This is a genomic window from Flavobacterium sp. PL02 (genome assembly GCF_035013205.1).
Classification (GTDB): domain Bacteria; phylum Bacteroidota; class Bacteroidia; order Flavobacteriales; family Flavobacteriaceae; genus Flavobacterium.
Window position 1 is genome coordinate 189,398 of the sequence record NZ_JAYGJP010000008.1, and the last position, 24,960, is coordinate 214,357.

Annotated in this window: 25 protein-coding genes; 20 read left to right on the forward strand and 5 right to left on the reverse strand. The window is 31.2% G+C overall.

Annotation, left to right across the window (positions count from 1 at the left end):
• Positions 1-200 precede the first annotated feature (200 nt).
• The 4 genes from SHI72_RS19340 (at position 201) to SHI72_RS19355 (ending at position 5,386) form a co-directional block, all read left to right on the forward strand.
• A complete protein-coding gene (locus SHI72_RS19340; RefSeq protein ID WP_323491086.1) occupies positions 201-2,429 on the forward strand; it encodes a lantibiotic dehydratase family protein in 2,229 nt (742 codons plus the stop codon).
• A 6-nt stretch (positions 2,430-2,435) separates the two neighbouring features.
• Positions 2,436-3,302, forward strand: coding sequence for a thiopeptide-type bacteriocin biosynthesis protein (locus SHI72_RS19345; protein ID WP_323491087.1), 867 nt, complete (start codon positions 2,436-2,438; stop codon positions 3,300-3,302).
• Entirely contained in the window at positions 3,299-5,005 is a 1,707-nt protein-coding gene (locus SHI72_RS19350; RefSeq protein WP_323491088.1) for an AraC family transcriptional regulator, read from the forward strand. The genes SHI72_RS19345 and SHI72_RS19350 overlap by 4 nt, the downstream gene beginning before the upstream one ends.
• A gap of 228 nt (positions 5,006-5,233) precedes the next feature.
• Complete coding sequence (locus SHI72_RS19355) at positions 5,234-5,386, forward strand: hypothetical protein (protein ID WP_165572111.1); 153 nt, start codon at positions 5,234-5,236, stop codon at positions 5,384-5,386.
• A gap of 160 nt (positions 5,387-5,546) precedes the next feature.
• Here SHI72_RS19355 and SHI72_RS19360 read toward each other — a convergent pair whose 3' ends face one another.
• The 5 genes from SHI72_RS19360 to SHI72_RS19380 form a co-directional block, all read right to left on the reverse strand.
• Complete coding sequence (locus SHI72_RS19360) at positions 5,547-5,747, reverse strand: dodecin family protein (protein ID WP_039113868.1); 201 nt, start codon at positions 5,745-5,747, stop codon at positions 5,547-5,549.
• Between the two features lie 176 nt (positions 5,748-5,923).
• Positions 5,924-6,829 (reverse strand): hypothetical protein, encoded by a 906-nt coding sequence (locus SHI72_RS19365; RefSeq protein WP_323491089.1) that lies wholly within the window; start codon positions 6,827-6,829, stop codon positions 5,924-5,926.
• Positions 6,830-7,130: 301 nt separating this feature from the next.
• On the reverse strand, positions 7,131-7,322 hold the full coding sequence (locus SHI72_RS19370) for a cold-shock protein (RefSeq protein WP_035621148.1): 192 nt from the start codon (positions 7,320-7,322) through the stop codon (positions 7,131-7,133).
• A 288-nt stretch (positions 7,323-7,610) separates the two neighbouring features.
• On the reverse strand, positions 7,611-7,943 hold the full coding sequence (locus SHI72_RS19375; RefSeq protein WP_086893714.1) for a YegP family protein: 333 nt from the start codon (positions 7,941-7,943) through the stop codon (positions 7,611-7,613).
• 174 nt (positions 7,944-8,117) lie between these two features.
• Positions 8,118-8,678, reverse strand: a complete 561-nt coding sequence (locus SHI72_RS19380; RefSeq protein ID WP_323491090.1) for a hypothetical protein — start codon at positions 8,676-8,678, stop codon at positions 8,118-8,120.
• A 303-nt stretch (positions 8,679-8,981) separates the two neighbouring features.
• Between SHI72_RS19380 and SHI72_RS19385 the strand changes: the two genes are divergently transcribed.
• The 16 genes from SHI72_RS19385 to SHI72_RS19460 all read left to right on the forward strand — a co-directional run bounded on the left by SHI72_RS19385 (position 8,982) and on the right by SHI72_RS19460 (position 24,728).
• Positions 8,982-9,386 carry a GNAT family N-acetyltransferase gene (locus SHI72_RS19385; protein ID WP_323491091.1) on the forward strand — a complete coding sequence of 135 codons (405 nt, stop codon included), beginning with the start codon at positions 8,982-8,984 and terminating at the stop codon, positions 9,384-9,386.
• Between the two features lie 185 nt (positions 9,387-9,571).
• Positions 9,572-11,143 carry a glycoside hydrolase family 10 protein gene (locus SHI72_RS19390; protein ID WP_323491092.1) on the forward strand — a complete coding sequence of 524 codons (1,572 nt, stop codon included), beginning with the start codon at positions 9,572-9,574 and terminating at the stop codon, positions 11,141-11,143.
• A complete protein-coding gene (locus tag SHI72_RS19395) occupies positions 11,127-12,662 on the forward strand; it encodes an MFS transporter (RefSeq protein WP_323491093.1) in 1,536 nt (511 codons plus the stop codon). Before SHI72_RS19390 ends, SHI72_RS19395 begins: the two co-directional genes overlap by 17 nt.
• A gap of 24 nt (positions 12,663-12,686) precedes the next feature.
• Complete coding sequence (locus SHI72_RS19400) at positions 12,687-13,025, forward strand: hypothetical protein (RefSeq protein WP_035621159.1); 339 nt, start codon at positions 12,687-12,689, stop codon at positions 13,023-13,025.
• 31 nt (positions 13,026-13,056) lie between these two features.
• The gene (locus tag SHI72_RS19405) at positions 13,057-13,509 is read left to right on the forward strand and encodes a GNAT family N-acetyltransferase (RefSeq protein WP_323491094.1); all 453 of its coding nucleotides are present in this window, start codon (positions 13,057-13,059) and stop codon (positions 13,507-13,509) included.
• Positions 13,509-15,119 (forward strand): glycoside hydrolase family 3 protein, encoded by a 1,611-nt coding sequence (locus SHI72_RS19410; protein ID WP_323491095.1) that lies wholly within the window; start codon positions 13,509-13,511, stop codon positions 15,117-15,119. Before SHI72_RS19405 ends, SHI72_RS19410 begins: the two co-directional genes overlap by 1 nt.
• A gap of 135 nt (positions 15,120-15,254) precedes the next feature.
• Positions 15,255-15,893, forward strand: a complete 639-nt coding sequence (locus SHI72_RS19415; protein ID WP_035621162.1) for a peroxiredoxin — start codon at positions 15,255-15,257, stop codon at positions 15,891-15,893.
• A gap of 165 nt (positions 15,894-16,058) precedes the next feature.
• On the forward strand, positions 16,059-16,367 hold the full coding sequence (locus SHI72_RS19420; protein WP_323491096.1) for a thioredoxin family protein: 309 nt from the start codon (positions 16,059-16,061) through the stop codon (positions 16,365-16,367).
• Between the two features lie 121 nt (positions 16,368-16,488).
• Positions 16,489-16,746: a DUF6952 family protein gene (locus SHI72_RS19425; protein WP_035621165.1), complete on the forward strand. Its 258-nt coding sequence runs from the start codon at positions 16,489-16,491 to the stop codon at positions 16,744-16,746.
• A 937-nt stretch (positions 16,747-17,683) separates the two neighbouring features.
• Complete coding sequence (tpx, locus tag SHI72_RS19430; RefSeq protein ID WP_039113879.1) at positions 17,684-18,181, forward strand: thiol peroxidase; 498 nt, start codon at positions 17,684-17,686, stop codon at positions 18,179-18,181.
• Between the two features lie 10 nt (positions 18,182-18,191).
• Positions 18,192-18,572 (forward strand): diacylglycerol kinase family protein, encoded by a 381-nt coding sequence (locus SHI72_RS19435; RefSeq protein ID WP_323491097.1) that lies wholly within the window; start codon positions 18,192-18,194, stop codon positions 18,570-18,572.
• 22 nt (positions 18,573-18,594) lie between these two features.
• The gene (locus SHI72_RS19440) at positions 18,595-21,045 is read left to right on the forward strand and encodes a DNA translocase FtsK (RefSeq protein ID WP_323491098.1); all 2,451 of its coding nucleotides are present in this window, start codon (positions 18,595-18,597) and stop codon (positions 21,043-21,045) included.
• Positions 21,046-21,048: 3 nt separating this feature from the next.
• Positions 21,049-21,738 carry a LolA family protein gene (locus tag SHI72_RS19445; protein WP_039113882.1) on the forward strand — a complete coding sequence of 230 codons (690 nt, stop codon included), beginning with the start codon at positions 21,049-21,051 and terminating at the stop codon, positions 21,736-21,738.
• Between the two features lie 7 nt (positions 21,739-21,745).
• Complete coding sequence (locus SHI72_RS19450; RefSeq protein ID WP_039119651.1) at positions 21,746-23,197, forward strand: LptF/LptG family permease; 1,452 nt, start codon at positions 21,746-21,748, stop codon at positions 23,195-23,197.
• 2 nt (positions 23,198-23,199) lie between these two features.
• Positions 23,200-24,333: a 3,4-dihydroxy-2-butanone-4-phosphate synthase gene (gene ribB, locus SHI72_RS19455; protein ID WP_035624622.1), complete on the forward strand. Its 1,134-nt coding sequence runs from the start codon at positions 23,200-23,202 to the stop codon at positions 24,331-24,333.
• A gap of 5 nt (positions 24,334-24,338) precedes the next feature.
• Entirely contained in the window at positions 24,339-24,728 is a 390-nt protein-coding gene (locus SHI72_RS19460; RefSeq protein WP_039113884.1) for an acyl-CoA thioesterase, read from the forward strand.
• Positions 24,729-24,960 lie beyond the last annotated feature (232 nt).

Below are 24,960 nucleotides of genomic sequence, written 5' to 3' on the forward strand. Positions count from 1 at the left end.
TAAATATCGTGTCTGGATTTATAAATTTTTGGAATAAAAAAATGTAATTGCTTGATTTTAAAGGGTGTTTTAAAAGTGTTTTATTGCGTATATTAATCTGGTTTTAATATAAAATGAGAGGATAGTCTAAAATAAATGCTTAATTTCGGTACTTTAATTATTAATATTCTTACTTTATTGTTGATATATCAAAATTGCAGATGAATTTTTCCTTTTTTTCTTCTTTCATAATACGTACGCCAGCTTATTCAATTGATTTTTATAAAAATCTTACAAAAGAACTTTCAATTGAACCTGATGTTATAAAAGAATTAGTAAAAGATTCTCAAATAAACGAAGCATTATATTTAGCATCGCCCGAATTATATTCGGAAATCCAAAAATGGTGCAATCAAGAAGATTATGCTATTTATAAAAGTGAAAAAATTAAACTTTCTGTACTAAAATATCTTATTCGAATGTCTACTCGATGCACCCCATTTGGGCTTTTTGCTGCATGTGGTTCTGGGAATATTGGCGACGTAACAAAAATAACAGTCGATAGTAATTCTGTAGATAAGGAAAATTATTTTTATCGAAAGACACGTTTAGATATGCAATTTGTTGCTAATTTATACAGCAAATTAGCCGCGGATTTGACTATTCAGGATCAATTGCTTTTTTATCCAAATAGCACGCTTTATCAATTAGGGGATTTTTACAGATATGTAGAATATACATTGGAAAATAATAGCAGGAAGTATTCTCTTGAGGCATTAAAGCGAACGGATTATCTGGATTTAATTGTACAAAAAGCCAGTAACGGAATATCTAAAGAGGAGTTGGCTGACTACTTAATGATTGAAGATATCACCAAAAATGAAGCTTTAGAATTTATTGAAGAATTAATTTCTAATCAGATTTTGGTTTCAGAATTAGAGCCAAAACTTACAGGAAACACTTCTGTTAATGATTTAATAAGCGGAGCCAAAAAAGAAAGTGAAGCTGCAATTAAATTTGAAACTTTGATTAATGAAGTTGAGAAGCAATTACAGGATATTGACACAAAATTAGGAAACGATATATCTTATTATAGAGATATAGAAGAAAGCCTATCCAAAACAAAAATCTCTTTTGATAAAAAGTATTTATTTCAAGCCGATTTATTTCTCGAGTCTAAAGGTTTTGAACTAGAAAAAAAATATACATCTGAATTATATAATGCTATAAAATTTTTGAATAAAATTTCAGAAAGACCCAAAAATACACCATTAGAAAATTTTAAAAAAGCTTTTATCGAAAGATATGAATATGAAATGATTCCGTTGGTTAAGGCATTAGACATAGAAACGGGAATAGGATATTTACAAAATAATAATTCTGACTCGACTCCACTATTAGATTGTATAGAAATAAAACAAAAAATAAATAGCGAGAATCCTCAAATAAATTTGAATAAAGTAGACAGAATTATCTACAATAAATTGCAAAATGCCTTACAGAATGGTAAAACTAGTATTGCTTTAGAGTATTCTGATTTTAAAAATGAAGATTTCTCGACTGAAAACATGCCAAATACATTTTCATGTGTTTTCGAAATCATTGAAGAGGCAGGTAAAGAATGGATTGTAATCCAGAGTATAGGCGGTTCTAGTGCAGCAAATTTATTAGCTCGATTTTGTTATGGAAATGAAGGCGTAAATAGTTTAGCAAATGAAATTACACAATTTGAATCTGAAAGTTTTGCTAATAAAATCATCGCAGAAATAATTCATTTACCAGAATCAAGAACTGGAAATATATTAAGAAGACCAAGTTTTAGAACTTATGAAATACCGTATTTAGGTCAATCAAGCGTACAACCCTCAAATCAAATAAATATTGAGGATTTAATGGTATTTGTAAAAAAAGGCAGATTGATTTTGTGGAGTAAAAAACATAACAAAGAAGTGATTACAAGATTAACAAATGCCCATAATTATTCGTATAAAGCATTACCCATTTATCAATTTTTATGCGATATGCAATTTGAAAATTGTAAATCAGTAATAGGATTTAATAATAAATTTGAGAAGCTTTTTGATTACTTGCCAAGAGTAACGGTCGGGAATTGTATTATCTCTAAAGCTAAATGGATCTTTAATAAAAACAGATGTCCGGATTTTTTTAAAATAGTGAATGATAAAACAAATTCCACTCCAGATTTAGTTCGTTCAGCTATTCTTTCTATGAATATAAAAGGGTTTCAATATCTGTCATTAATCGATGGAGACAATACATTAGTAATCAATCTTGAAAATGATACTTGTATTGAAATGTTAGTTGAAACAGTTAAAAATAAAACACAATTTATCTTAGAAGAATTTTTATTCCCTTCTGGCAAAGTAGTTAAGGGGGAAATGGGCAGCTATGCAAATCAATTTATTGTTGGTATAAAAAATAAAACTTAAGTAACGATGCATACGCAAAAAGTAAAAAGAAGTTTTATTCTGGGAGAAGAATGGTTATACTATAAAATTTATTGTGGACATTATTCGGCAGACCTTGTTTTAGCTGAAAGTATCTTGCCAATTGTTAATGAATTGGTTCAAAAAGGACTTATCGTTCAGTGGTTTTTTATACGATATAATGATCCTAATAATCATTTAAGATTGCGTTTTCAAATAGAGAACCTAGATAATATTCAAGTAATAATAAAGTTAATGCAGACGCATTTTAGTGAATTAATCAAAAAAGATTTAGTGAGCGATATTGTAACGGCAACTTATAAAAGAGAGATTGAGCGTTACGGTGAATCAACTATAGAACTTGTTGAAAAATTATTTTATTATCACAGCGAAAAAACAGTAAATTTAATCACTAATACCACACCTCAGGAAGATGAAATCGCAAGGATATTTGCTTCATTACAAATGATTAATGATTTATTAGAATGTTTCAATATCCCTTTAAATAATCGAATTAGTTTTGTAAAGACAATGCAAGAAGATTATAAGAGCGAACAACACATTGAGAAAGAAAATAATAAGAAGTTAGATTTTTTGTATCGAACCTACAGAAATGAAATCATATTATATTTACAAGAAAAACAAGAGCCCGCTTACTTAGAAGGATTAATTGACTTAGTGAAAATAACCCAAAAAGAAATCGAGGTAATAAAAGAAATAATAAGTATGAAATCGTCAACTAGTTTAGAAGATTTTATTTCATCACTTATCCATATGAATATCAATCGTATTTTTAGATCAAAACAAAGACATTATGAAATGCTGTGTTATGATTTTATGAACAGATATTATAAAAATATAGCAGCCAGAATATGAAGAATTCTATATTAATTATTTTACTATTATTTACAACTGCGCTTTTCTCTCAAAAGGAAGAAACTTTTGTTATTCCAGATTCACTCAAGAATATATCTTTTAAAGAATTGGATGAACGTTTTGAGAATTATTTTATAGATAAAAAAACGAAAGCCCTTTACGCTAATGTGTATTATAAAAAATCTAAACTACAAAGGGATAAAATAATCCGGGCTAATGGATTGTATATGGCAGCTATGACTACTGCTAATGACACAGCTGCGTTACAATACGCTGATACTATCATTGCATTAACTAAGAACAGTAATGATTTTAATTATCCTGCTAAAGGATATATATTGAAGAGTAATTTTTTGATGAAAAAAATGGATTTAAAGTCTTCATTGGCTAATATCCTGGAAGCAGAAAAATATTCTTTACAGAAAGGAAATATTGAACAAAATTTATTGGTTAATCAGCAAATCGCATTAATTAAAATTGAACTTGGAAAATCAGAAGAAGCCTTACCACTTATAATAAGAAATTATAATCATTTTAAATCTAAGAACATACATTCTATCGATTATGTATATACTACTTGGGTCTTGGCAGATATTTATATTCGTTTAAAAAAAATAGATACCGCACTATATTACATTAAAGATTTGCAAAAACAAATAAAGTCGGATAATCGATTTTATAAATATTTGATAATGTATGAAGGAATTTGTTATAGTTACAAAAAGCAATTTCAGGAGAGTACTATTTTATTAGACAAAGCTATTATAATGCTAACTCCAACCAGTGATAAATTGAATTTAGCAATTAGTTATTATTACAGAGGTAAAAACAATTTGGAAAACGAAAAAGACATAGATAAAGCTATAAATGATTTCGAAACAGCAGATTCCATATTGGTTAAGAGTGGTTTAAATACTGCAGATTTACGCAATAATTGTATCCAATTAATTGAAATATATAAGAAATTACAAAATAATGAAAAGCAGTTATATTATTTAAACCGTTTGCTAGAGATAGATTCTTATATAAGCAAAAATGATATTATTTTAGGAGAGCAGATAAACAAAAATTATGATACGCCTCATTTATTATTACAAAAGGAAAAAGTAATTTTAAAAATAAATCAGGAAAAAAGAATTTACATTGGTATTGGTTTCATCGTTCTTATAGGACTTGGATTTTCTCTTTTTTATTTATTAAAAACAAAAAAAGAAAAACAACTTTATGAAAAAAGAGTAAATGAATTACTCGATATACATAATACAGAAAATAAAAGTAACGAAATAGAAAAGCCTGTTTCAGATATCGTTATTGAGCCAAATGAGAATGCCCAAAAAACAATTGTTCTGCCAAAAGAGAAAGCAAATGAAATTTTGGAAAAAATCGCGGAATTCGAAAAAAACAAAGGTTATTTAGAACCAAATATAAATCTGGCAGATTTTGCAAAAAGACTAGAAACGAATAGTACTTACTTATCCAAAACTATTAATCAATACAAAAATAAAAACTTCAGTCAATACATTAATGATTTAAGAATAGAAGATACTATTACAAGGCTAAGAGAGGATAAAAAGTTTAGAAATTATTCGATAAAAGCTATCGCAGAGGAGGTAGGTTTTAGTAATTCAGAATCTTTTTCAAAAGCCTTTTTTAAGAAAACAGGATATCAGCCATCTTATTTTATAAAAAATGGAGAGCAATAATTAGTAAAATTGCTTTTATATATTTAAAAGTGTTGATAAACTATTTTAATCTTATAGATTACTCAAACCACTATAAATAATGCGCTTTTGGGTAAATATCTTATATATTGTAGTACATAGATTGTTGAGATTTATGGGCGAAATTTATAAATTCAGACTACAAGAGTTTTTAACTGATTACAGGAGATAGTATATTCACTTAAAATAAAAAAACTTATACTAAAAACTATGAAAAAGCAACAAGTTAAAACGGTTAAGAAATTATCTTTGGATAAATTTAAAGTAGCAGAATTTAAGAATATGAAAGCAATTATTGGAGGTGATACCGACGAGGAAAAAATAAAAATTACGCCTCCAACGAATTCAGGCCAACACGGATAATATCGTTAAATAATAATATGCCTAAATATTAAAAAATGAAATTATTATAGAAGCCTGATTGTTAATTCCAATAAAAAATCCTGTAAACAATGTTTACAGGATTTTTTTGTTTTTAGTTGGCACTTTAATTCAATTGTTTTGTGTTAATAATTCATTTGCACTATTCGAGTTCGAATGTTATTTTTAGATTTACTCTAAACTCAGTGACTTTTCCATCTGAGACTGTTACGCTCTGTTCTTGAACATATGCAGAACGAATGTTTTTTAAAGATTTGGATGCTTTGCTAACTGCTTTCTGAGTTGCATCTTCCCAACTAGTGTCTGAACTAGAAAGAACTTCGATTACTTTTAATACTTTCATAATTTCTATTTTTTTAAGGAGAATAAATTTACCTCTTTTCTTTTGAAATTTAGTTCTAAAAATATTTTATTTGTATTTAAAGTAAAGATTTTCAATTGTTTATGTTGTGTGTTCATATAATCGCATTATATTCCACAAAAAAATCCTGTAAACAATGTTTACAGGATTTTTTTGTTTTAGTTCTTTTTTTCAAGAACCTCTAACCTTTTATTTTGCTCTTCAATAATTTTAGTGAGTTTATCAGTGTTTTTTTGTTGTTCTATTGCGTACAAAGTTAATTCTTCAATTTTTTTTAATAAATTTAAGTTCATTTCTGCTAATAGAATGCCATCTTTTTCTAATTCTTTTGCGGAAGGGATTTCGGGTAAATGACTGTTTTGTTTTATAAATGATTCTACTTCCTGCAGTGATTTTAATTTATATCCTTTTGCGAAAACGTAATCAGGAACAGTCTTAGGGGCGGAGATATCTATTCTGACTTCTTGTGCATGTATTTTACCATTTACAGTAAGTTTCTCGTCTGGTTTTGTTGTACCAATCCCAACATTACCATTTCCTTGAATTCTAAGTTTTTCTGTCTGACCAATAATATACGATTCTTGAGTGAAAAACTGTAATCCGTAAATATTATAACCTGCGCTTTGGGTTATTGTGTTTATAGAAGTCCCAAAAGTGGTGAGATTAGCTTCATTGATAGATTGGGCTATCATAATAGATGAGCTATTATCAGTATTTATTGCATTTCGTACTAAAATATTTCCATTACTAACTTGAAATTTTGCTAATGGATTTGTAGTACCAATTCCGAAATTCCCTGAATTGATAAATGAATTACCACCATCTTTGAAGTATACATCATTTCCTATTCTTGTACCGCCAGTAAAATCACTTTGAAAATTTATAGCCAAAACATTATAATCTGCATGCACAAATGCTCGTCCTCCTGATCCTCTTTCAGGATATTTAAAGTGTACATCAGCAAGACCATTGTAATAAAAAAGATTATCGCCATTAGGAGAATTAATTTGCGAGAAGGTATTGGTAGTGAGAAGAACGAGTACTAGAAGGTAGAATTTTTTCATTTTGTATTTATTTTTTTAAGTTTCAAAATTAGTGAATCAATACTTTTGAATGACTCAAAGTCGTAATATTTAATTAGCTTTAAATTAAGTAGATTTAAGAATCTGAAATAAAAAAGGAATCAGTTTTAATAATATGATTACATCGACTCCACAAAAAAAATCCTGTAAACATTGTTTACAGGATTTTTTTGTTTTTCAAACTGTTGTGAGTAATGTGTCGGGTTTTATTATTGAGAGTATATCGAATATTATTCTTTTATCTTCATATCAAACCAATAGGCAAACGTAATCGGTACAAGTATTAAGCTACTGTAACCTCAACTGCGTTTTTACCTTTTTTTCCGTCAACTACTTCGAATTGAACAGAGTCACTTTCTCTAATTTGTTCTTTTAAACCTGATGCATGAACAAAAATGTCTTGTCCTGTACCTTCTTCTGTAATGAATCCAAATCCTTTTGCTTCATTGTAAAATTTTACTACTCCTGTTTTCATAATTTATATTAATTTTATTAGTAAATGTACTCTAAAAAAATATTTAACTAACTGATAGTTAGTTTTTATTTTAAAAAAGAATTTTATATATTTTAACGTTTAGTTAAGAATTAAGACTGATGTTGAGTTTTTTGTACTTCTAAAACCAAATATCTTAAATCATTTTTAAATCATTCCTTGACATAATGACTTACCTGATGGCTGATTCTTAAGCTTTGGGAGTTCCTAAAAAATAAAACCACTCGATAAGAGTGGTTTTATTTTTTAAGAGATATGTTTAAACTATTTTTAACTAGTTTGGTCATCTGTAGTTGCAGATGGTGCATTGGTTTTAACCGATTCGATACCGTTATCTCTTGCTGCTACGCTTTCGTACATTTCGCTCGTTCCGATGATTTGACCATTGGTTGCTTTTAGATTAAAATAAGGTTTGCCATTTTTAGCCGTTTCTCTGGCAAATTTTGAATCGTCCTGTGAGTTAGTTTTTACCGATTCGATTCCGTTTAAACAACCTGCTTTTGCCGAATATCCTTCGCTAGCAAGAATTGTTTGTCCGTTACCGGCTTTTAAATTAAATTGGAACTCTCCGTTAGTTCTTTTTGTGATTACAAATTTTCCCATTCTAATATGGTTTAAGGTTAAAAATAGTTTGTTTTATTTCATAAAAATACAAAAGAAAATTATTCCAAAGATTATGGGAAACAGTAAAATGTTTATTTTTTTTATAAAAGGGCAAAAAAAACGAGAACCTAATTTTAAAATTAGATTCTCGTTTATATGATGAGGTTATTTTTTTTAGAATTTAAAACCTAAGCTGATATTCGAAACAGCAGTTTTTGCTTTTAAACCAGATGCATCAATATCTGTAACTCCTGCTAAATATCTATAATCTAGAGTGAATTTCCATAAATCAACACCTACACCACCAAGAACACTATTGTTATTTTTTACAATGTCGATGTAGTTTAGATTATTATTGACATCTATATTTGAATAGTTTTTCCAGTTGTAACCACCAAAAATCCTTACGTTTCCTAGTTTTCCTAGAGGTACAATTTTAAAACCTACAATAATTGTAGCTTCAGTACCAGATAATTTATAATCCGTATTAGCAATTCCAGTTTCGGAAACTGTAAATTTTGATTGTGCATATCCAAATTCTGCTTGTCCATAAAGCATTAATAAATTAACTCTGGCAAATCCTCCAAAACCCATTGAAGTCCCTGAACTATCGGAGCTATAATCATCTGTTAAGATAGAAGTTATGTTAGAAGAAACTATAGGACCAAATTGTATTAATTGGGCAAAACTGTTTGCACTGATACATAATAGCGTGATTAAAAAGAACTTTTTCATACGTGTGAATTGTTAGAGTAATTATTATTTAGACATTAAAATTAATTATTATAAACTGAAATCGAAAGATATATCTTATTTATTTTTTATGCTTTTTTTAAGAATGTGAATTGTATTTGTTTGGAATATAGTAGGATGAGGTTTTTATCGGAGAGATTTGCAAATTAAAATGCACACATATGTTTGAAGTTTAATATAGGTGAATTCTGTAAAAAAATATAAAAGCTTTGTGAACCAAACGAGGTTCTCTTGCAATAATAAGTTCTAAATTTGGGTTCTTATCCAAATTAAAGAAAAGTAATTATGATAATCAAGGAAATTCCAGCTTCGGAAACTTGGGAAATCAGGCATAAAGTAATGTGGCCCGATATGCCTTTTGAATTTGTACAATTAAAGGAAGATGATTTAGGAGTACATTTTGGATTATATAATGAATCTGAACTTGTTGCTATTGTTTCTTGTTTTGAGGATAATGAGGAAATGCAATTTAGGAAATTGGCTACACTAACAAAACAACAAGGGCAAGGTTTTGCAACAATGCTTTTAGAATATATTTTGCAACGCTCTAAAAACAATGGCATAAATCGAGTTTGGTGCAATGCGAGAGTAAACAAAAAGTCTTTTTACGAGAAATTTGGTTTAGTAGATACTCAGATAACCTTTTTTAAGTCGGGGCAGGAGTTTACTATAATGGAAATTCGATTTTAAAATCAGATTTAATTCTTAACGAAAATAAATATATTTAGTTCATATATAGTTGTTTAATTAAATGTAGACTCTGTTTGAGTTTATTAAAGCTTACCTTTCTGTAAGTTATAAATTTTTATTAATAAATTATCCTGTAAACTTCACTAAAAAAACTATTTTTGGTTTCTGTATAAATTAAGATTGAAATGCATAAAAATCAGCACGTAATATTATTTTTTTTATTTTTTATATTTTCGGGGTGGAATGTAACAGCTCAGAAAAATTTGCATCCTAAAAACGAATTTAGAGGAGTTTGGATTGCAACTGTTGTTAATATAGACTGGCCTAAAAGCAGAGTAGATAATGCAGAAAAACAAAAAGCTGATTACCTAGAAATATTAGATACTTATAAAAAATTAAATTTTAATGCAGTAATTGTACAAGTACGTAGTGTTGGCGATGCTATTTACCCAACAAAACTTGCACCTTGGTCCCGTTACTTAACAGGAAAAGAAGGTCAGGAACCAAAACCATATTACGATGTTCTGGCTTGGATGATAGAACAAGCGCACGAAAGAGGATTTGAGTTTCATGCCTGGATGAATCCATATAGAGCAACATTCGACTTAAAAAAAGATAGTTTATACACAAACCATGACGCAATAAGACATCCAGAATGGATGATAGAATACGGAGGGAAATTATATTATGATCCAGCTTTGCCTGAAGTACAAGAACATTTAACAACAATTGTAGAAGAAGTTGTAGAGAATTACGATATCGATGCAATCCATTTTGATGATTATTTTTATCCTTATGCAGTACCAGGAAAACAATTTAACGATACAGCTTCTTATAAAAAATATGGTAATGGACTTAGTTTACCCGATTGGCGTAGAGCCAATGTGAGCAGTTTTGTTCAAACCATTTCAACTACAATAAAGAGCTGTAAACCTTGGGTACAATTCGGGATTAGCCCTTTTGGGGTTTGGCGTAATAAATCTAAAGATCCAAAAGGTTCAGATACACAATCGACATCTAATTATGATGATTTATATGCAGATCCTATTTTATGGATGGATCAAAAATGGATTGATTATATCTTGCCGCAATTGTATTGGAGTATGAATAATACAAGAGCTAATTATTCTAAACTAGTAAAATGGTGGTCAGAAAACTCTAATAATACAGCTATTTATATCGGGCATAGTCCTTATAAAATTAGAGCAGATAGTGATAAAAGTTGGAACCTTCCAACAGAAATCCCAAATCAGGTTGATTATGCCAGAAGTTTTAAGAACGTAACCGGAAGTGCTTATTTTAGTGCCAAACTGCTTATTAATAAAAACCAAGATGTAGTACGCCTTTTGGCAGAGAATCAATATAAATATCCTGCAATTCCGCTAGCAGTTCCTAATCTTAGAAAGGTAGTGGCAGATGTTCCCGTAGTAAGCGAGTTTGTAAAAGATAGTGTTAATTATTCATTTAAAGTTAAATATCCGCTAAATACCAAAGTACGTTACATAGTTGTTTATGGTGCCGAAAGTGAGGCAAAACTAGATATAAATGATGCTACACAAATTATCGATAAATTGACAGTTCATGAAATTGATGGAGCCATATATTTTGTTCTTTCAGAAAGAACGATGAAGAAATTTAAGGCATGTGCAATCACTTTTATCGATTACTACGCAAACGAAAGTACACCAACTATTATAGATTTAAAAAAAGGATTTAAAATAAACGTAGCTGAAATAACAGATGAAAACAGAAAATAAACCTTGGTTTTGGATTCCATTCTTGAATTTTGCATCTGGACTGCCTTATGCGGTAATTATTTCGGTTTCGGTACTTATGTACAAAAACTTAGGAATTACAAATGAAGATATTGGTGTTTATACCAGTTTATTATACCTTCCTTGGGTAATTAAGCCATTATGGAGTCCGTTTATAGAATTAAACGGAACCAAAAGAAAGTGGTTTTTATCGATGCAATTAATTATATCGATTGCGTTTTTAATTGTCGGATTCACCATTCCGCTAAATAATTTCTTTATAATGACCTTAGCCATATTTTGGGTTGCGGCATTTGCCTCAGCATCAAATGATATTGCTAGTGATGGATTTTATTTATTGGTTTTGCCCAAAGACCAACAATCTTTTTTTCTCGGAATCCGAAGCACATTCTACAGACTTTCGATGTTGGCTGGTAACGGATTAATAGTGCTTTTAGCAGGTTATCTGGAACATAAATACGGAGATAATCGCAAAGCGTGGTCATATACAATGATTTTTGTTGGATTATTAATGACGTTTATAACGACTTACAACTATTTCTCGACACCGCGAACAGAGGTTAATGCAGCAGGAACAGCAAAAGAAATTGCAGACCAAAGCTTTGCATCTGTTTTTGCAAGTTTCTTCAGAAAAAAGCAAATTGTACTAGCACTAGCTTTTATCCTATTGTTTAGATTAGGAGAATCTCAATTAATGAAAATGCTAACCCCATTTTTGGTAGATCCAATAAAATACGAATTAGTCGAATCAAGTTCAGATGAAAGTCAGGGTAAAGCTTTAGCAATTTACAATTCGAAAATTAAGACAGGAGAAAAATTATCAGATGAAGAACTGAAGCTACTGTATGCCAAATTACCAATTCAGGTAGAGAAAAGAAATTCGAAAAACCTATTACAAGAAGTAGAAAACAAAGATGCAAAAGAATATAAAAGTCTAAATAAACCTAGAATAGATTTTGTAAATCAATTAGTAGCTACAAAAGGAAGTAACAAAATAATTGAAAAAGGGGGAATGGGATTAGATACCGAAGATATCGGTTTGATTTACGGAACCTTCGGATTAATTGCATTAATGCTTGGCGGAGTTTTAGGAGGAATTGCCATTTCTAGACATGGACTTACTAAATGGATGCTTCCTATGATCCTAACAATGCATTTACCTATTATTGGTTTTATATTGTTAGCCTATTTTCATCCATCGTCTATTTATTATATCTACGCAGTTGTAATTATAGAACAGTTTGGTTACGGTTTCGGATTTGCAGCCTTTATGATGTATTTAATTTATGTAGCCGAGGGAGAATCAAAAACGTCGCATTATGCTATTGCAACTGGATTTATGGCATTAGGAATGATGTTGCCGGGAATGGTAAGCGGATATATTCAGGAATATTTAGGATACGGAAATTTCTTTATTTGGGTATTCTTGGCCACAATTCCGGGAGTAATACTTTCCCGATTTTTATTCTTTCCAAAAGATTTTGGTAAGAAGGTAGAATAAAGATTTAATTAGAATATAACATCCATGGAAATCAATGAAAACATACAGGTTGAACGTAACCTGAAAGCAATTGAATTTGAAAAAGCAGGAGAGATTGAAAAAGCAATTGCGTTATACGAAGAAAATAGTAATGAAGGTTTTAAAGGAAATCACTCTTATGATAGACTGGCAACCATCTATAAAAACCAGAATGATATAGATAATGAAATTCGGATATTAGAAAAAGCCATTCTAATTTACGAAGAAATTACACTCGAAGATAGACTCGAAGGAATGCCAAAACTTTTTAGGTTTAAAAACAGACTTGAAAAAGCATTGCAAACCAAGGCACTACTTGCAAAGCAGAAGAAAAAGAAGCTTTAATAGAACAGAAAATTTATAGTTTTTTATCATCATGATTATATTAAAGAGAACAACATCAGACAATATAGATTTTACAAATTTGGTTTATTTACTAGATCAGGATTTAAAAATTAGAGATGGAGAAGATCATGATTTTTATAATCAGTTTAATAAAACCGATAAGATAAAACATGTAGTTGTGTATTATGAAGATGGAGTAGCGGCAGGTTGTGGCGCTTTTAGGAGATATGATGATCAAACTGTCGAGATTAAAAGAATGTTTGTACATCCTGACCATCGCAAAAAAGGAATTGCATATAGGATTCTAGCCGAATTAGAACTTTGGGCTTCAGAAATAGAATACAAACAAACCATATTAGAAACTGGCATAAACCAACCAGAAGCTATATCGCTATACAAAAAAGCAGAATATTCAATAATACCCAATTATCCTCCGTATGACGTTATGGATAATAGTGTATGCATGAAAAAAACAATTAACTAATGAGCAAAATACCACAAACATTGCAACAAAAAGTAGGACAGTTTTTCTTTCCTGCAGTTTTTATAAATGATACCGAAGAAAATATTCAAGAAACCGAACGATTAATTCGAGAATATAATATTGGCGGACTTACATTTTTTCATAGTCGTGCCAGTGCCGCAACAAATTACGAAGGCAATAAAAAAATCGTTTTTAACGATGATAGTTACAAACAATTAAAAGAGAGGATAGAGCGTTTCCAGAAATGTGCACCAACACCGCTTTTAATAAGTATCGATGCCGAATGGGGATTGGCAATGCGTGTCGAAAAAACACCACAATATCCGTATGCAATAACCCTTGGAGCTTTGCCCGAAAGTAAATCAGAATTGGTTTACGAAGTAGGAAAACAAATAGGACAAGACCTTAAATCGGCAGGGATTCAGTATAATTTATCACCTCTGGCAGATATAAATAACAATCCAGATAATCCAGTTATTGGGTATCGTTCATTTGGAGAGAACAAAGAAAAAGTTTCTCATTTTGCATTAGAATATCTAAGAGGAATGTCTGATGTTGGAGTTTTAGGATGCTTAAAACATTTCCCAGGACACGGAAACACCAATGTAGATTCTCACTTAGGATTACCAGTTCTAAAAGAAACATTAGACGAATTATTAGAAAACGAATTATACCCATTTATAAAAGGAATCGAGCATAACGTCGATTCTATTATGATAGGACATCTTGCCGTTCCCGCTTTAAACTCAGGAAAAGATACCTCAGCAACATTATCAAAACCTATTATCGAAACCCTGTTACGAGAACAATTAGGTTATGATGGTTTAGTGATTTCGGATGCATTAAATATGCATAGTGTATCTAAATTATATGATGTAAAAGGACAACTAGAGTGGGAAGCATTTAATGCAGGAAACGATGTGTTGTGTTTTGCAGAGAATGTACCTGAAGGAATTCAGGCCATTCTAGAAAACGCTTCGGCAGAACGCATCGAAGAAAGTTTTAACAGAATCTGGAAATGCAAAGAAAAAGCAGGAATCCTAGATCAGGCAGAAGCAGGATCAGGAATTCTGGATTTTGAGAAAACAGCTTTATTAAATGAAAAAATTGCGCAAAACAGTATCACTAAGATTATAGATAATTCCAATACCGAAACTGTTTTTAAAGCACATACAAATAATACACTTGCCAAATTAAGCTTGTACAAAAGTGTCGATAATGAATTTTTTAAAACATTAAATACACAATTAGAAAGCCCAGAATTTGCAATCGAAGCAGGAAATACTACAATTTCCTCAGTCGAAAAAGATTTAGAGCCATACGATACAGTCATTATTTCATTGTTTGTACCAAAAGCAAAACCACTAAATAACTTCGACATCGAAGAACAGGTTATAGCACTTTTAGGGAAACTATTGAAAACCAAAAAATGTATACTCTACGTTTTCGGAAATCCATATGTTTTACCAATAATTCCGAATGCAAAACAAGCTTTAGGACTTATCGAAGTATATCAGGATTTTATTACGTTTCAAAAAAATGCAGGAATTCAACTTTTAGAAAATTCTAATTGTATTGGTAAATTACCAGTAAATATTGAACTTCAGTAATTTATGAAAATACATCTTTCGAGTATAGTTTAAATTTATTAACAGATAAATATTTATAATCGCATCCTATTGTTTCCGGGAGGGTTTATATACTATTTTTGCATCAAATAAATAATTAATTTAAAAACGAAAGATATGTCTTTAGTAGGAAAAAAATTCCCAAGTATTGCAATTGATGCCATCTCAGAAATGGGAGATAATTTAAAAATCAATGTTTTTGAAGAAGCAGTAAACAATAACAAAAAAGTACTTTTGTTTTGGTACCCAAAAGATTTTACTTTTGTATGTCCAACAGAATTACACGCTTTTCAAGCTGCATTACCAGAATTTGAAAAAAGAAATACAATCGTAATCGGAGCTTCATGTGATACAAACGAAGTACACTTCGCTTGGTTAAACACTCCAAAAAACAATGGTGGAATCGAAGGAGTTACTTACCCAATCTTAGCAGATACAAACCGTAACTTAGCTAACATTTTAGGTATCCTAGATATCGAATCTACAAGCTACAGTGAAGAAACAGATTCAGTTATCATCGAAGGTTCAAACGTAACTTACAGAGCTACTTACCTAATTGATGAAACAGGAAAAATTTTCCACGAAAGTGTAAACGATATGCCATTAGGTCGTAACGTAAACGAATACTTACGTATGGTAGATGCTTACACACATATCCAAGAAAAAGGAGAAGTTTGTCCTGCAAACTGGGAAGCTGGAAAAGAAGCAATGAGCGCAGATAGATTAAGTACAGCTGAGTATTTAAGCGCAAACTAATTTTAAAAAGTTTCTAAGATATAAAGATGCTAAGGTTCTAAGATTTACTCTTAAAACCTTAGTAACTTAGAATCTTCGTGCCGTAAATTATTCAAAAGAGACTGAGAAAAAGAAGCTAAAAAAACTTAGAACCTCAGTACCTCACAACCTTAAAAATAAAAAGAAATGTTAATCGAATTAAATGAAGATACTTTAGCAGATTTAGTTGCTAAAAATGAGAAAGTTGTCGTGCAATATTCGGCTTCTTGGTGTGGAAATTGCCGCATAATGAAACCAAAATTCAAAAAATTAGCTACAGAAAACGAAGCATTAACTTTTGTATTGGTAGATGCCGAAAATTCACCAGAATCAAGAAAATTAGCTAATGTGAGTAATTTGCCAACATTTGCAACATTCTTAAATGGTAAATTGGTAAACGAAACACAAACCAACAAACAAGAAGTTTTAATTGAGTTAGTAAACGAGATTCTTTAAAGTTTTTTTAGTTTAATGTTTAAAGTTGACGAACTTAACAGTTAAACTTCATCGAGCAATTTTTACTCGCAAACTTTGAACCTTAAACTTTTTAAAACCTTAAACTTTAAACAATAAAAATATGAAATTACCAGTAATAAAACAATTAACGCAGTTTATAGAAGAAAACGATCAGGATTATATCATCGAAACTATTGAGGTTTTGGAAGCAATGACCGAAATTCCGTCTTTAAAAGATGAAGAATTAGATGTAATCGGCGAATTGATTTCTAATATGTACGGAGCATTAGAAGTGCATAAAATGGTAGTTCAGGGAACCGATAAAAAAGAAGCATTAAATACGTTTATGAAACGTGTTTTAGGGTCAATCGATAAATAATTATTAAGCTTAAAAGGTTAAAAAAAATAATTATTATTAAAAACGCATTCTTAACGGGGTGCGTTTTTTTATTGGCTATAATCAAGTTTTGGGCGAGCCACCATTAAGAAAAGGGGTAAATTAAGCATGTCTATATACGCCCCTTTCCTTAATGCTGTCGGGCTGTTTGCGCTACTTCGGTAGCCAGCGACCATCCCTCTCGCGGAAGAAAGAGAATAGAAGAAAGAGAATAGAAGAAAGAGAATAGAAGAAAGAGAATAGAAGAAAGAGAATAGAAGAAAGAGAATAGAAGAAAGAGAATAGAAGAAAGAGAATAGATAAGAGAGAATAGATAAGAGAGAATAGAAAAAAGAGAGTAAAAGCTATATATAAAGTAGAGTATATACTATTAAATAAAATTAGTAATGATATCGCAACTGTAGAGACGCACAGGTAGAGACGCACCGCAGTGCGTATCCGCAATCAAAATCTACAATCAAAATTTACAAAATTTCATCATAACCTTTGTCAAAGTTTTAAACTTTGACAAAGGTCTCACCATGAAGAACCAAAGAGGTGTTGGTTTAGACGCACACAGGTAGAGGCGCACCGCAGTGCGTCTCCGCAATCTTAATCTACAATCAAAATCCACAAAATTTGAGCACAACCTTTGTCAAAGTTTTAAACTTTGACAAAGGTCTCACCATGCAGAACCAAAGAGGTGTTGGTTTAGACGCACACAGGTAGAGACGTACCGCAGTGCGTCTCCGCAATCTTAATCCACAATCAAAATTCATAAAAATTTGAGCACAACCTTTGTCAAAGTAAAAAAACTTTGAAAAAAAAATCCCTTTGTAAAGACAAACTCACGTTAGGAAACAATCCCTAAACCGATAACAAATTCTTTTAGATTCAAATTTTAATCCTTACTTTTGAACCTCATAAAAAAACAAACAACATGGCATCAATAACATTAGGAGGAAATCCTATTCATACATCTGGTGAATTACCAAAAGTAGGTTCACAACTAGCTGATTTTAAATTAGTACAAAACGACCTTTCGGTTGCTTCATTGAGCAATTTTGCAGGTAAAAAATTAGTTTTAAATATATTCCCAAGTATCGATACAGGAACTTGTGCAACTTCAGTTAGAAAGTTTAATGAGAATGCAAGTAATCTTGAGAACACAACAGTTTTATGTATCTCTAGAGATTTACCATTTGCTCAGAAACGTTTTTGTGGTGCCGAAGGATTAGAGAATGTAGTTAATTTGTCAGATTTTCAAGAAGGAGCTTTTGGTAAAGCAAATGGATTAGAAATCGTAGACGGACCATTAACAGGATTGCACTCAAGAGCGATTATTGTTGTTGATGAAAACGGAAAAGTTACGCATACAGAACAAGTTGCAGAAATTGCAAACGAGCCTAATTACGAAGCTGCATTAGCTGCACTATAAAATCCAAAGAATGGAATTTAAAAAAGATAATACTTTTTTTAAAGGAAGATTAAAAAGCGTTACCTATGCTTATAAAGGAGCTGCAAAGCTTATAAGTACAGAGCATAGCGTAATGGTGCAATTTTCATTAGGAATTATAATGACAATTGCAGGGTTTTATTTTCATATAACTAGTACCGAATGGCTTTTTCAAATATTAGCCATCGGTTTAGTATTAAGTGTAGAAGGACTGAATACGGCAGTAGAAAAAGTAGCCGATTTTATTCATCCTAATTATCACGAAAGGATAGGTTTTATTAAAGATATTGCTGCAGGCGCAGTGTTTTTTGCGGCAATGACAGCAATAGCAATAGGATTAACAATATATATACCATATATACAAAATATTTAAGCGGTTAGTACCCAAAATAAGAATGGCAAAAACAACAAAAAAAGAAACTGTAGACAACAAAAGTAAATCCAAATCTGAGACAGTTGCGCCTCGGAAAATGACCAAGCAGCAAAAAATTGTCTTGGGATGCCTTTTGGTATTATTTTCAGTTGCATTATTGGTTGCTTTTATTTCCTTTTATATCTACGGACAAACAGATCAGAGCGCATTAAATGCACTTACAGATCGAAGCGAACCTGTGCAAAACTGGCTCGGAAAATTTGGTGCTTTTTTAGCCGATTTATTGGTTTACCAAGGATTCGGATTAGCATCTTTTATATTTGTTCGTTTGTTTTTCTTAACAGGAATGTTTTTGATTTTGGAGCTTTCATTAAGAAAACTCAAGAACATCTGGTTTTGGGATTTATTCGTTATTATTATTATATCAGTATTGTTTGGTTTTTTTGCTACTTCGGCACCAGAACTAGGCGGAACGATAGGGTATGAGCTTAATTTGTTTTTACAAGATTATATCGGTAAAACAGGAACTTTATTGAGTTTGCTTTTTGGATTGATTATTTATTTAATCTTCAAAATAAAAATATCACCAGATAAAATTCAGGCCTTTTTTGATAATACCAAAAAAGAACTTCGTTCTGATTTAAATGCAGCATCTTCATTAAATACAGATAAAGGCGCTTATAATTTAGAAGAATTTGCGATTGATGAAAATGAAGAGTTAGATAATATCCATTTAAAAACTCCAGATTCACAATTCGAAATTAATAAAGAAGCTTTAAAGCCAACGATTGCTCACTCATCAGAGATTAATTTGGATCCGGTTATAAAGCCAATCAAAATGGATGTTGCGTCTAAAGCACCTGAAGTTGTTGCTTCGCACGATGAGTCTTTTGTAATAGAACAAGCTCCGGAAGAAGATATAATCGAAGAAAATTTAGCATCACGTTTAGTTGCCGATTTTGGTTTGTTTGATCCTACTTTGGATTTATCTAATTATAAATTCCCTACAATTGATTTATTAAAAGAATATTCTACCGGAGGAATTACAATCAATCAGGAAGAATTAGAAGAAAATAAAAATAGAATTGTAGATACACTTCGAAACTATAAAATCGAAATTGCACAGATTAAAGCCACAGTAGGTCCATCGGTAACATTGTATGAGATTGTACCAGAAGCTGGAATCAGAATTTCAAAAATTAAAAGTCTGGAAGACGATATTGCATTGTCATTATCGGCATTAGGAATTCGTATTATTGCTCCAATTCCTGGAAAAGGAACAATTGGTATAGAAGTTCCTAATAAAAACCCAACAATGGTTTCGATGAAAAGCGTTATTGGTTCGGCTAAATTTCAAGAAGCTGAAATGGAATTGCCAATTGCTTTGGGTAAAACAATTTCTAACGAAACATTTGTTGTCGATTTAGCCAAGATGCCTCACTTATTGATGGCAGGAGCTACGGGACAAGGAAAATCGGTTGGATTAAATGCAGTTCTTACTTCATTATTATATAAGAAACACCCAGCCGAAGTGAAATTTGTTTTGGTGGATCCTAAAAAAGTGGAGCTTACATTATTTAATAAAATCGAAAGACATTATCTGGCTAAACTTCCAGATACCGAAGATGCAATTATTACCGACAATGCAAAAGTTGTAAATACATTAAATTCACTTTGTGTTGAAATGGATAACCGTTATTCTTTATTAAAAGATGCAATGGTTAGAAATATCAAAGAATACAATGATAAATTTAAAGCTAGAAAATTAAATCCAGAAGCAGGACATAGATTCTTACCTTATATTATTTTGGTAGTCGATGAGTTTGCCGATTTAATTATGACAGCAGGAAAAGAAGTTGAGGTTCCTATTGCTCGTTTAGCGCAATTGGCTCGTGCTATTGGTATACACTTAATAATCGCGACACAAAGACCATCGGTTAACGTAATTACAGGTTTGATAAAAGCCAATTTCCCTGCGAGAATAGCCTTTAGAGTTACCTCAAAGATCGACTCGCGAACTATTTTAGATACGCAAGGAGCAGATCAGTTAATAGGACGTGGAGATTTATTATATACCAACGGAAACGATGTTGTTCGTGTACAATGCGCCTTTATCGATACACCAGAGGTTGAAAAAATTACTGATTTTATTGGTTCACAAAAAGCATATTCTACTGCTTATTTGCTTCCAGAGTTTGTAGGAGAAGAAACTGGCATTAATCTTGATATGGATATTTCCGAAAGAGATACTTTATTTAGAGAGGCTGCCGAGATAATTGTGAATGCCCAACAAGGTTCGGCCTCATTATTACAAAGAAAATTAAAGCTGGGTTACAACCGTGCAGGTCGATTGATAGATCAATTAGAAGCTGCAGGAATTGTAGGCCCATTTGAAGGTAGTAAAGCCAGAAGTGTAAATATTTTAGATTTAAGTTCTCTTGATCAATTTTTTAACAATGAACAAAACAATTAAATCATGAAATCAACGATTCAAAACTTCAAAAAAAATAATGTAAACGGCCTTACGAAAAAGGTTTTTCAAATTGTTTTTTTATTCCTTGTCACTTTTTCTGTTCAGGCCCAAGATAAAAAAGCCAAAGAATTATTGGATCAGGTAACTGCAAAAGTAAAAAGCTACGATAATATCGTAATCGATTTTAAATATACTCTGAATAATGCCAAAGAAAACATTAATCAGGATAGCAAAGGAAATGTAACTATAAAAGGAAATCAGTTTGTATTGAATTTTATGGGTGTTACCAAAATATTCGACGGACAAAAAACATATACAATTGTTCCTGAAGACGAGGAAATTACGATTTCTAAAGTTAACGAAAAAGATGATAATGCAATTACACCTTCAAAAATGTTGACTTTTTTTAATTCTGGTTATAAGTATGCAATGGATATTGTTCAGAACGTAAAAGGAAGAAAAATTCAATACATAAAATTAAATCCAACAAGCGCTAAAGACCAGCGTAAAGAGATTCTTTTGGGGATTGATGTGCAAACAAAGCATATTTATAATTTAATCGAAATGGGTAAAAACGGAACAAAAACTACTTTAACCGTTAATTCTTTTAAAACCAATCAGCCATTATCAAAAAATCAGTTTACCTTTGCGCAAAGTAAATATCCAAATTACTACATCAATAAACTAGACTAATTACGGGTTGAAAATACTAGACAAATACTTACTAAAAACTTTCCTTCTTACATTTACTACTGTATTTGTAATTCTATTCTTTATATTCATTCTTCAAACCGTTTGGCTATTTATAGCCGAGTTGGCGGGTAAAGATTTGGATTTAATTTTAGTTGTTAAATTCTTATTGTTTTCGATGCCTCGAATTATCCCGTTGGTATTGCCATTATCGGTTTTACTGGCTTCGATTATGACATTCGGAAATCTGGCTGAAAACTATGAATTTGCAGCAATGAAAGCTTCGGGGATTTCGCTACAGCGAGCTATGAGAGGTTTAATAGTGTTTATCTGTTTTTTAAGTATTGTTGCCTTCTTCTTTGCAAACAATGTAATTCCTTACGCTGAATATAAATTTATTAATTTTAGAAAAAGCATCGCGCAAGCTAAGCCTGCAATGGCTATAGCCGAAGGACAATTTAGTGATGTTGGTTTTTATAATATTAAGGTAAATAAAAAATCAGGCGAAAATGGAAATAAGCTTACAGGAGTAACCATTCATGAAAAAGCAAATAATAGTGGTGAAAATAAAACCGTTATTAAATCTAAAACTGGCGAATTAATAAGTAATGATAAATCTAGTATTCTTCAGTTAGTTCTTAATGATGGTTACTACTACCAAGATGTAACGCCTAAGAAATACGAAGACAGAAGTAAAATGCCTTTTATAAAAGGGAAATTTAAAAAGCAAATCATCAACATCGATTTGTCCGAATTAAATAAAGTAGATGATAGTCAGGAAATAGGTAATACAAACGGAATGCTAAATGCTAGTGAATTGCGTTATACGCTGGATTCATTAAGTAAAAATTTAGATACCGAAATACTTTCTTTCTCAGAAAACATCAATCAAAAAGTGGGTATTGCCAAAGGTATACCAACAGCTAAATTAGATAAAAAGAAAAAACCTTTGCCAAACGATATTTTATCACTCTATGCCAATGATAAAAAGTCGGAAATACTTAAAGTGGCAAGTAGCAATCTTACAAGCGCAATGTATTCTATTGACGCTACAAAAAATGAATTAAAAGAGAAACAACGAAATATTAACCGACATCTTACGGCGCTTTACGAGAAATTCGTGATTGCTTTTGCTTGTTTTTTAATGTTTTTTATTGGTGCACCACTCGGGGCAATTATCCGAAAAGGAGGACTTGGATTACCAATAGTTTTTGCAGTTTTGATATTTATTACTTTTCACTTTATCAATACTTTTGGAAAAAGAATTTCACAAGAAGACGGATTAACTCCTTTTATGGGAGCTTGGATGTCTACTTTTATACTTACACCATTAGCCGTTTTGTTAACTTATCGTGCTACAAACGATATTGGTTTAATTAATATGGATACTATTTTGGCTCCATTGAACAAGTTATTTAAAAAACTCTCTGAGAAGTTTATTCCTTCTCAAAACAAAACCTAATTATGTCAACAAATAAAATACAACTCAACACCATTGAAGAGGCTATTGAAGCTATTCGTCAAGGTGAAGTAATCATTGTAGTAGATGATGAAGATCGCGAAAATGAAGGTGATTTTCTTGCTGCAGCCGAAAAGGTAACACCAGAAATGATTAATTTCATGGCAACACACGGACGTGGATTAATTTGCGCGCCATTAACAGAAAGTCGTTGCAAAGAGTTGGATTTAAAACCAATGGTTACCAATAATACAGATCATATGGAAACTGCTTTTACAGTTTCGGTTGATTTAAAAGGAAATGGAGTTACTACAGGAATTTCTGCTGCCGATAGATCTCTGACTGTATTTGCATTAACAGATCCTAATACAAAACCATATGAATTGGCAAGACCAGGACATATTTTTCCTTTGGTAGCTAAACAAGGTGGTGTATTAAGAAGAACAGGACATACTGAAGCAGCTATCGATTTTGCAAGACTAGCAGGATTTAAACCAGCGGGTGTAATTTGCGAAATTTTAAATGAAGACGGAACTATGTCTCGTTTACCTCAACTTGTAGAAGTTGCTAAAAAATTCAATTTAAAATTGGTTTCTATCGAAGATTTGGTAGCATATAGAATGCAACACGATAGTTTGATTGTAAAAAAAGAAGATTTTGATATAGAGACTCGTTTCGGAACTTTCCGTTTAAGAGCTTATGAGCAAACAACAAATAAACAAATTCATATTGCTTTAACAAAAGGAACTTGGAGTTTGGGTGAATCTATCCTTACCAGAATTAATTCATCTCAGGTAAATAATGATTTATTAGGTACTTTAACTAATAATCCAGAACAACAATTGGATGATATGTTTAAGGTTATTAATGAGAACGGTAAAGGTGCAGTATTGTTTATTAATCAGGATATGCAAGCTGTAAATTTATTAAACCGTATTGCTGAGCTTAAGACATTACAATCTCAAGGAGTGATGAAAGCGCCAAAAGTAATCATTGATAGTAAAGATTACGGAATAGGAGCACAGATCCTACATGATATTGATATCTCTAAAATTAGATTAGTATCAAATACAGAACAAACTAAACGTGTTGGTATGATAGGTTACGGACTTGAAATAACAGAATACGTAAGCTATTAAAGTATATGGATACATTTGAAGAAAGAATTGTAAAATCTGAGACACGTATATTTAAAGCTGTTTTTCCGAGTACAACGAATCATTATGACACTTTATTTGGGGGAACTGCTCTTCATCTTATGGATGAAGTTGCTTTTATTTGTGCTACCAGATTTAGCAGAAAGAAAGTGGTAACGATTTCAACTGGACAAATTGACTTTAAAAAAGCAATTCCGGCTGGAACATTAATTGAATTAGTTGCAAAAGTTGATAGTGTTGGGAGAACAAGTTGTAAAATTCATGTAGATATTTTCATGGAACAAATGTACTCTGAACTTCGCGAGACGGTAGTTTCAGGTACTTTTTCGTTTGTTGCTGTTGATGAAAATAAAAAACCAATCCCGATTATGGACTAATTTGCAAATTAGCGCAAAATTATTTTAAAAGAGAAATACTGATAATTAGGTAGTTGAAAATTAATTTAAAATAATCGTCAAAAAAGCTCTAAAAAAGTTTTGAGAACCGAAAAAGCGTCTTATATTTGCACTCGCAATCAGGAAATGAAAGCGACATACTGGAGAAATGGCAGAGCGGTCGAATGCGGCAGTCTTGAAAACTGTTGACTGTAACAGGTCCGGGGGTTCGAAT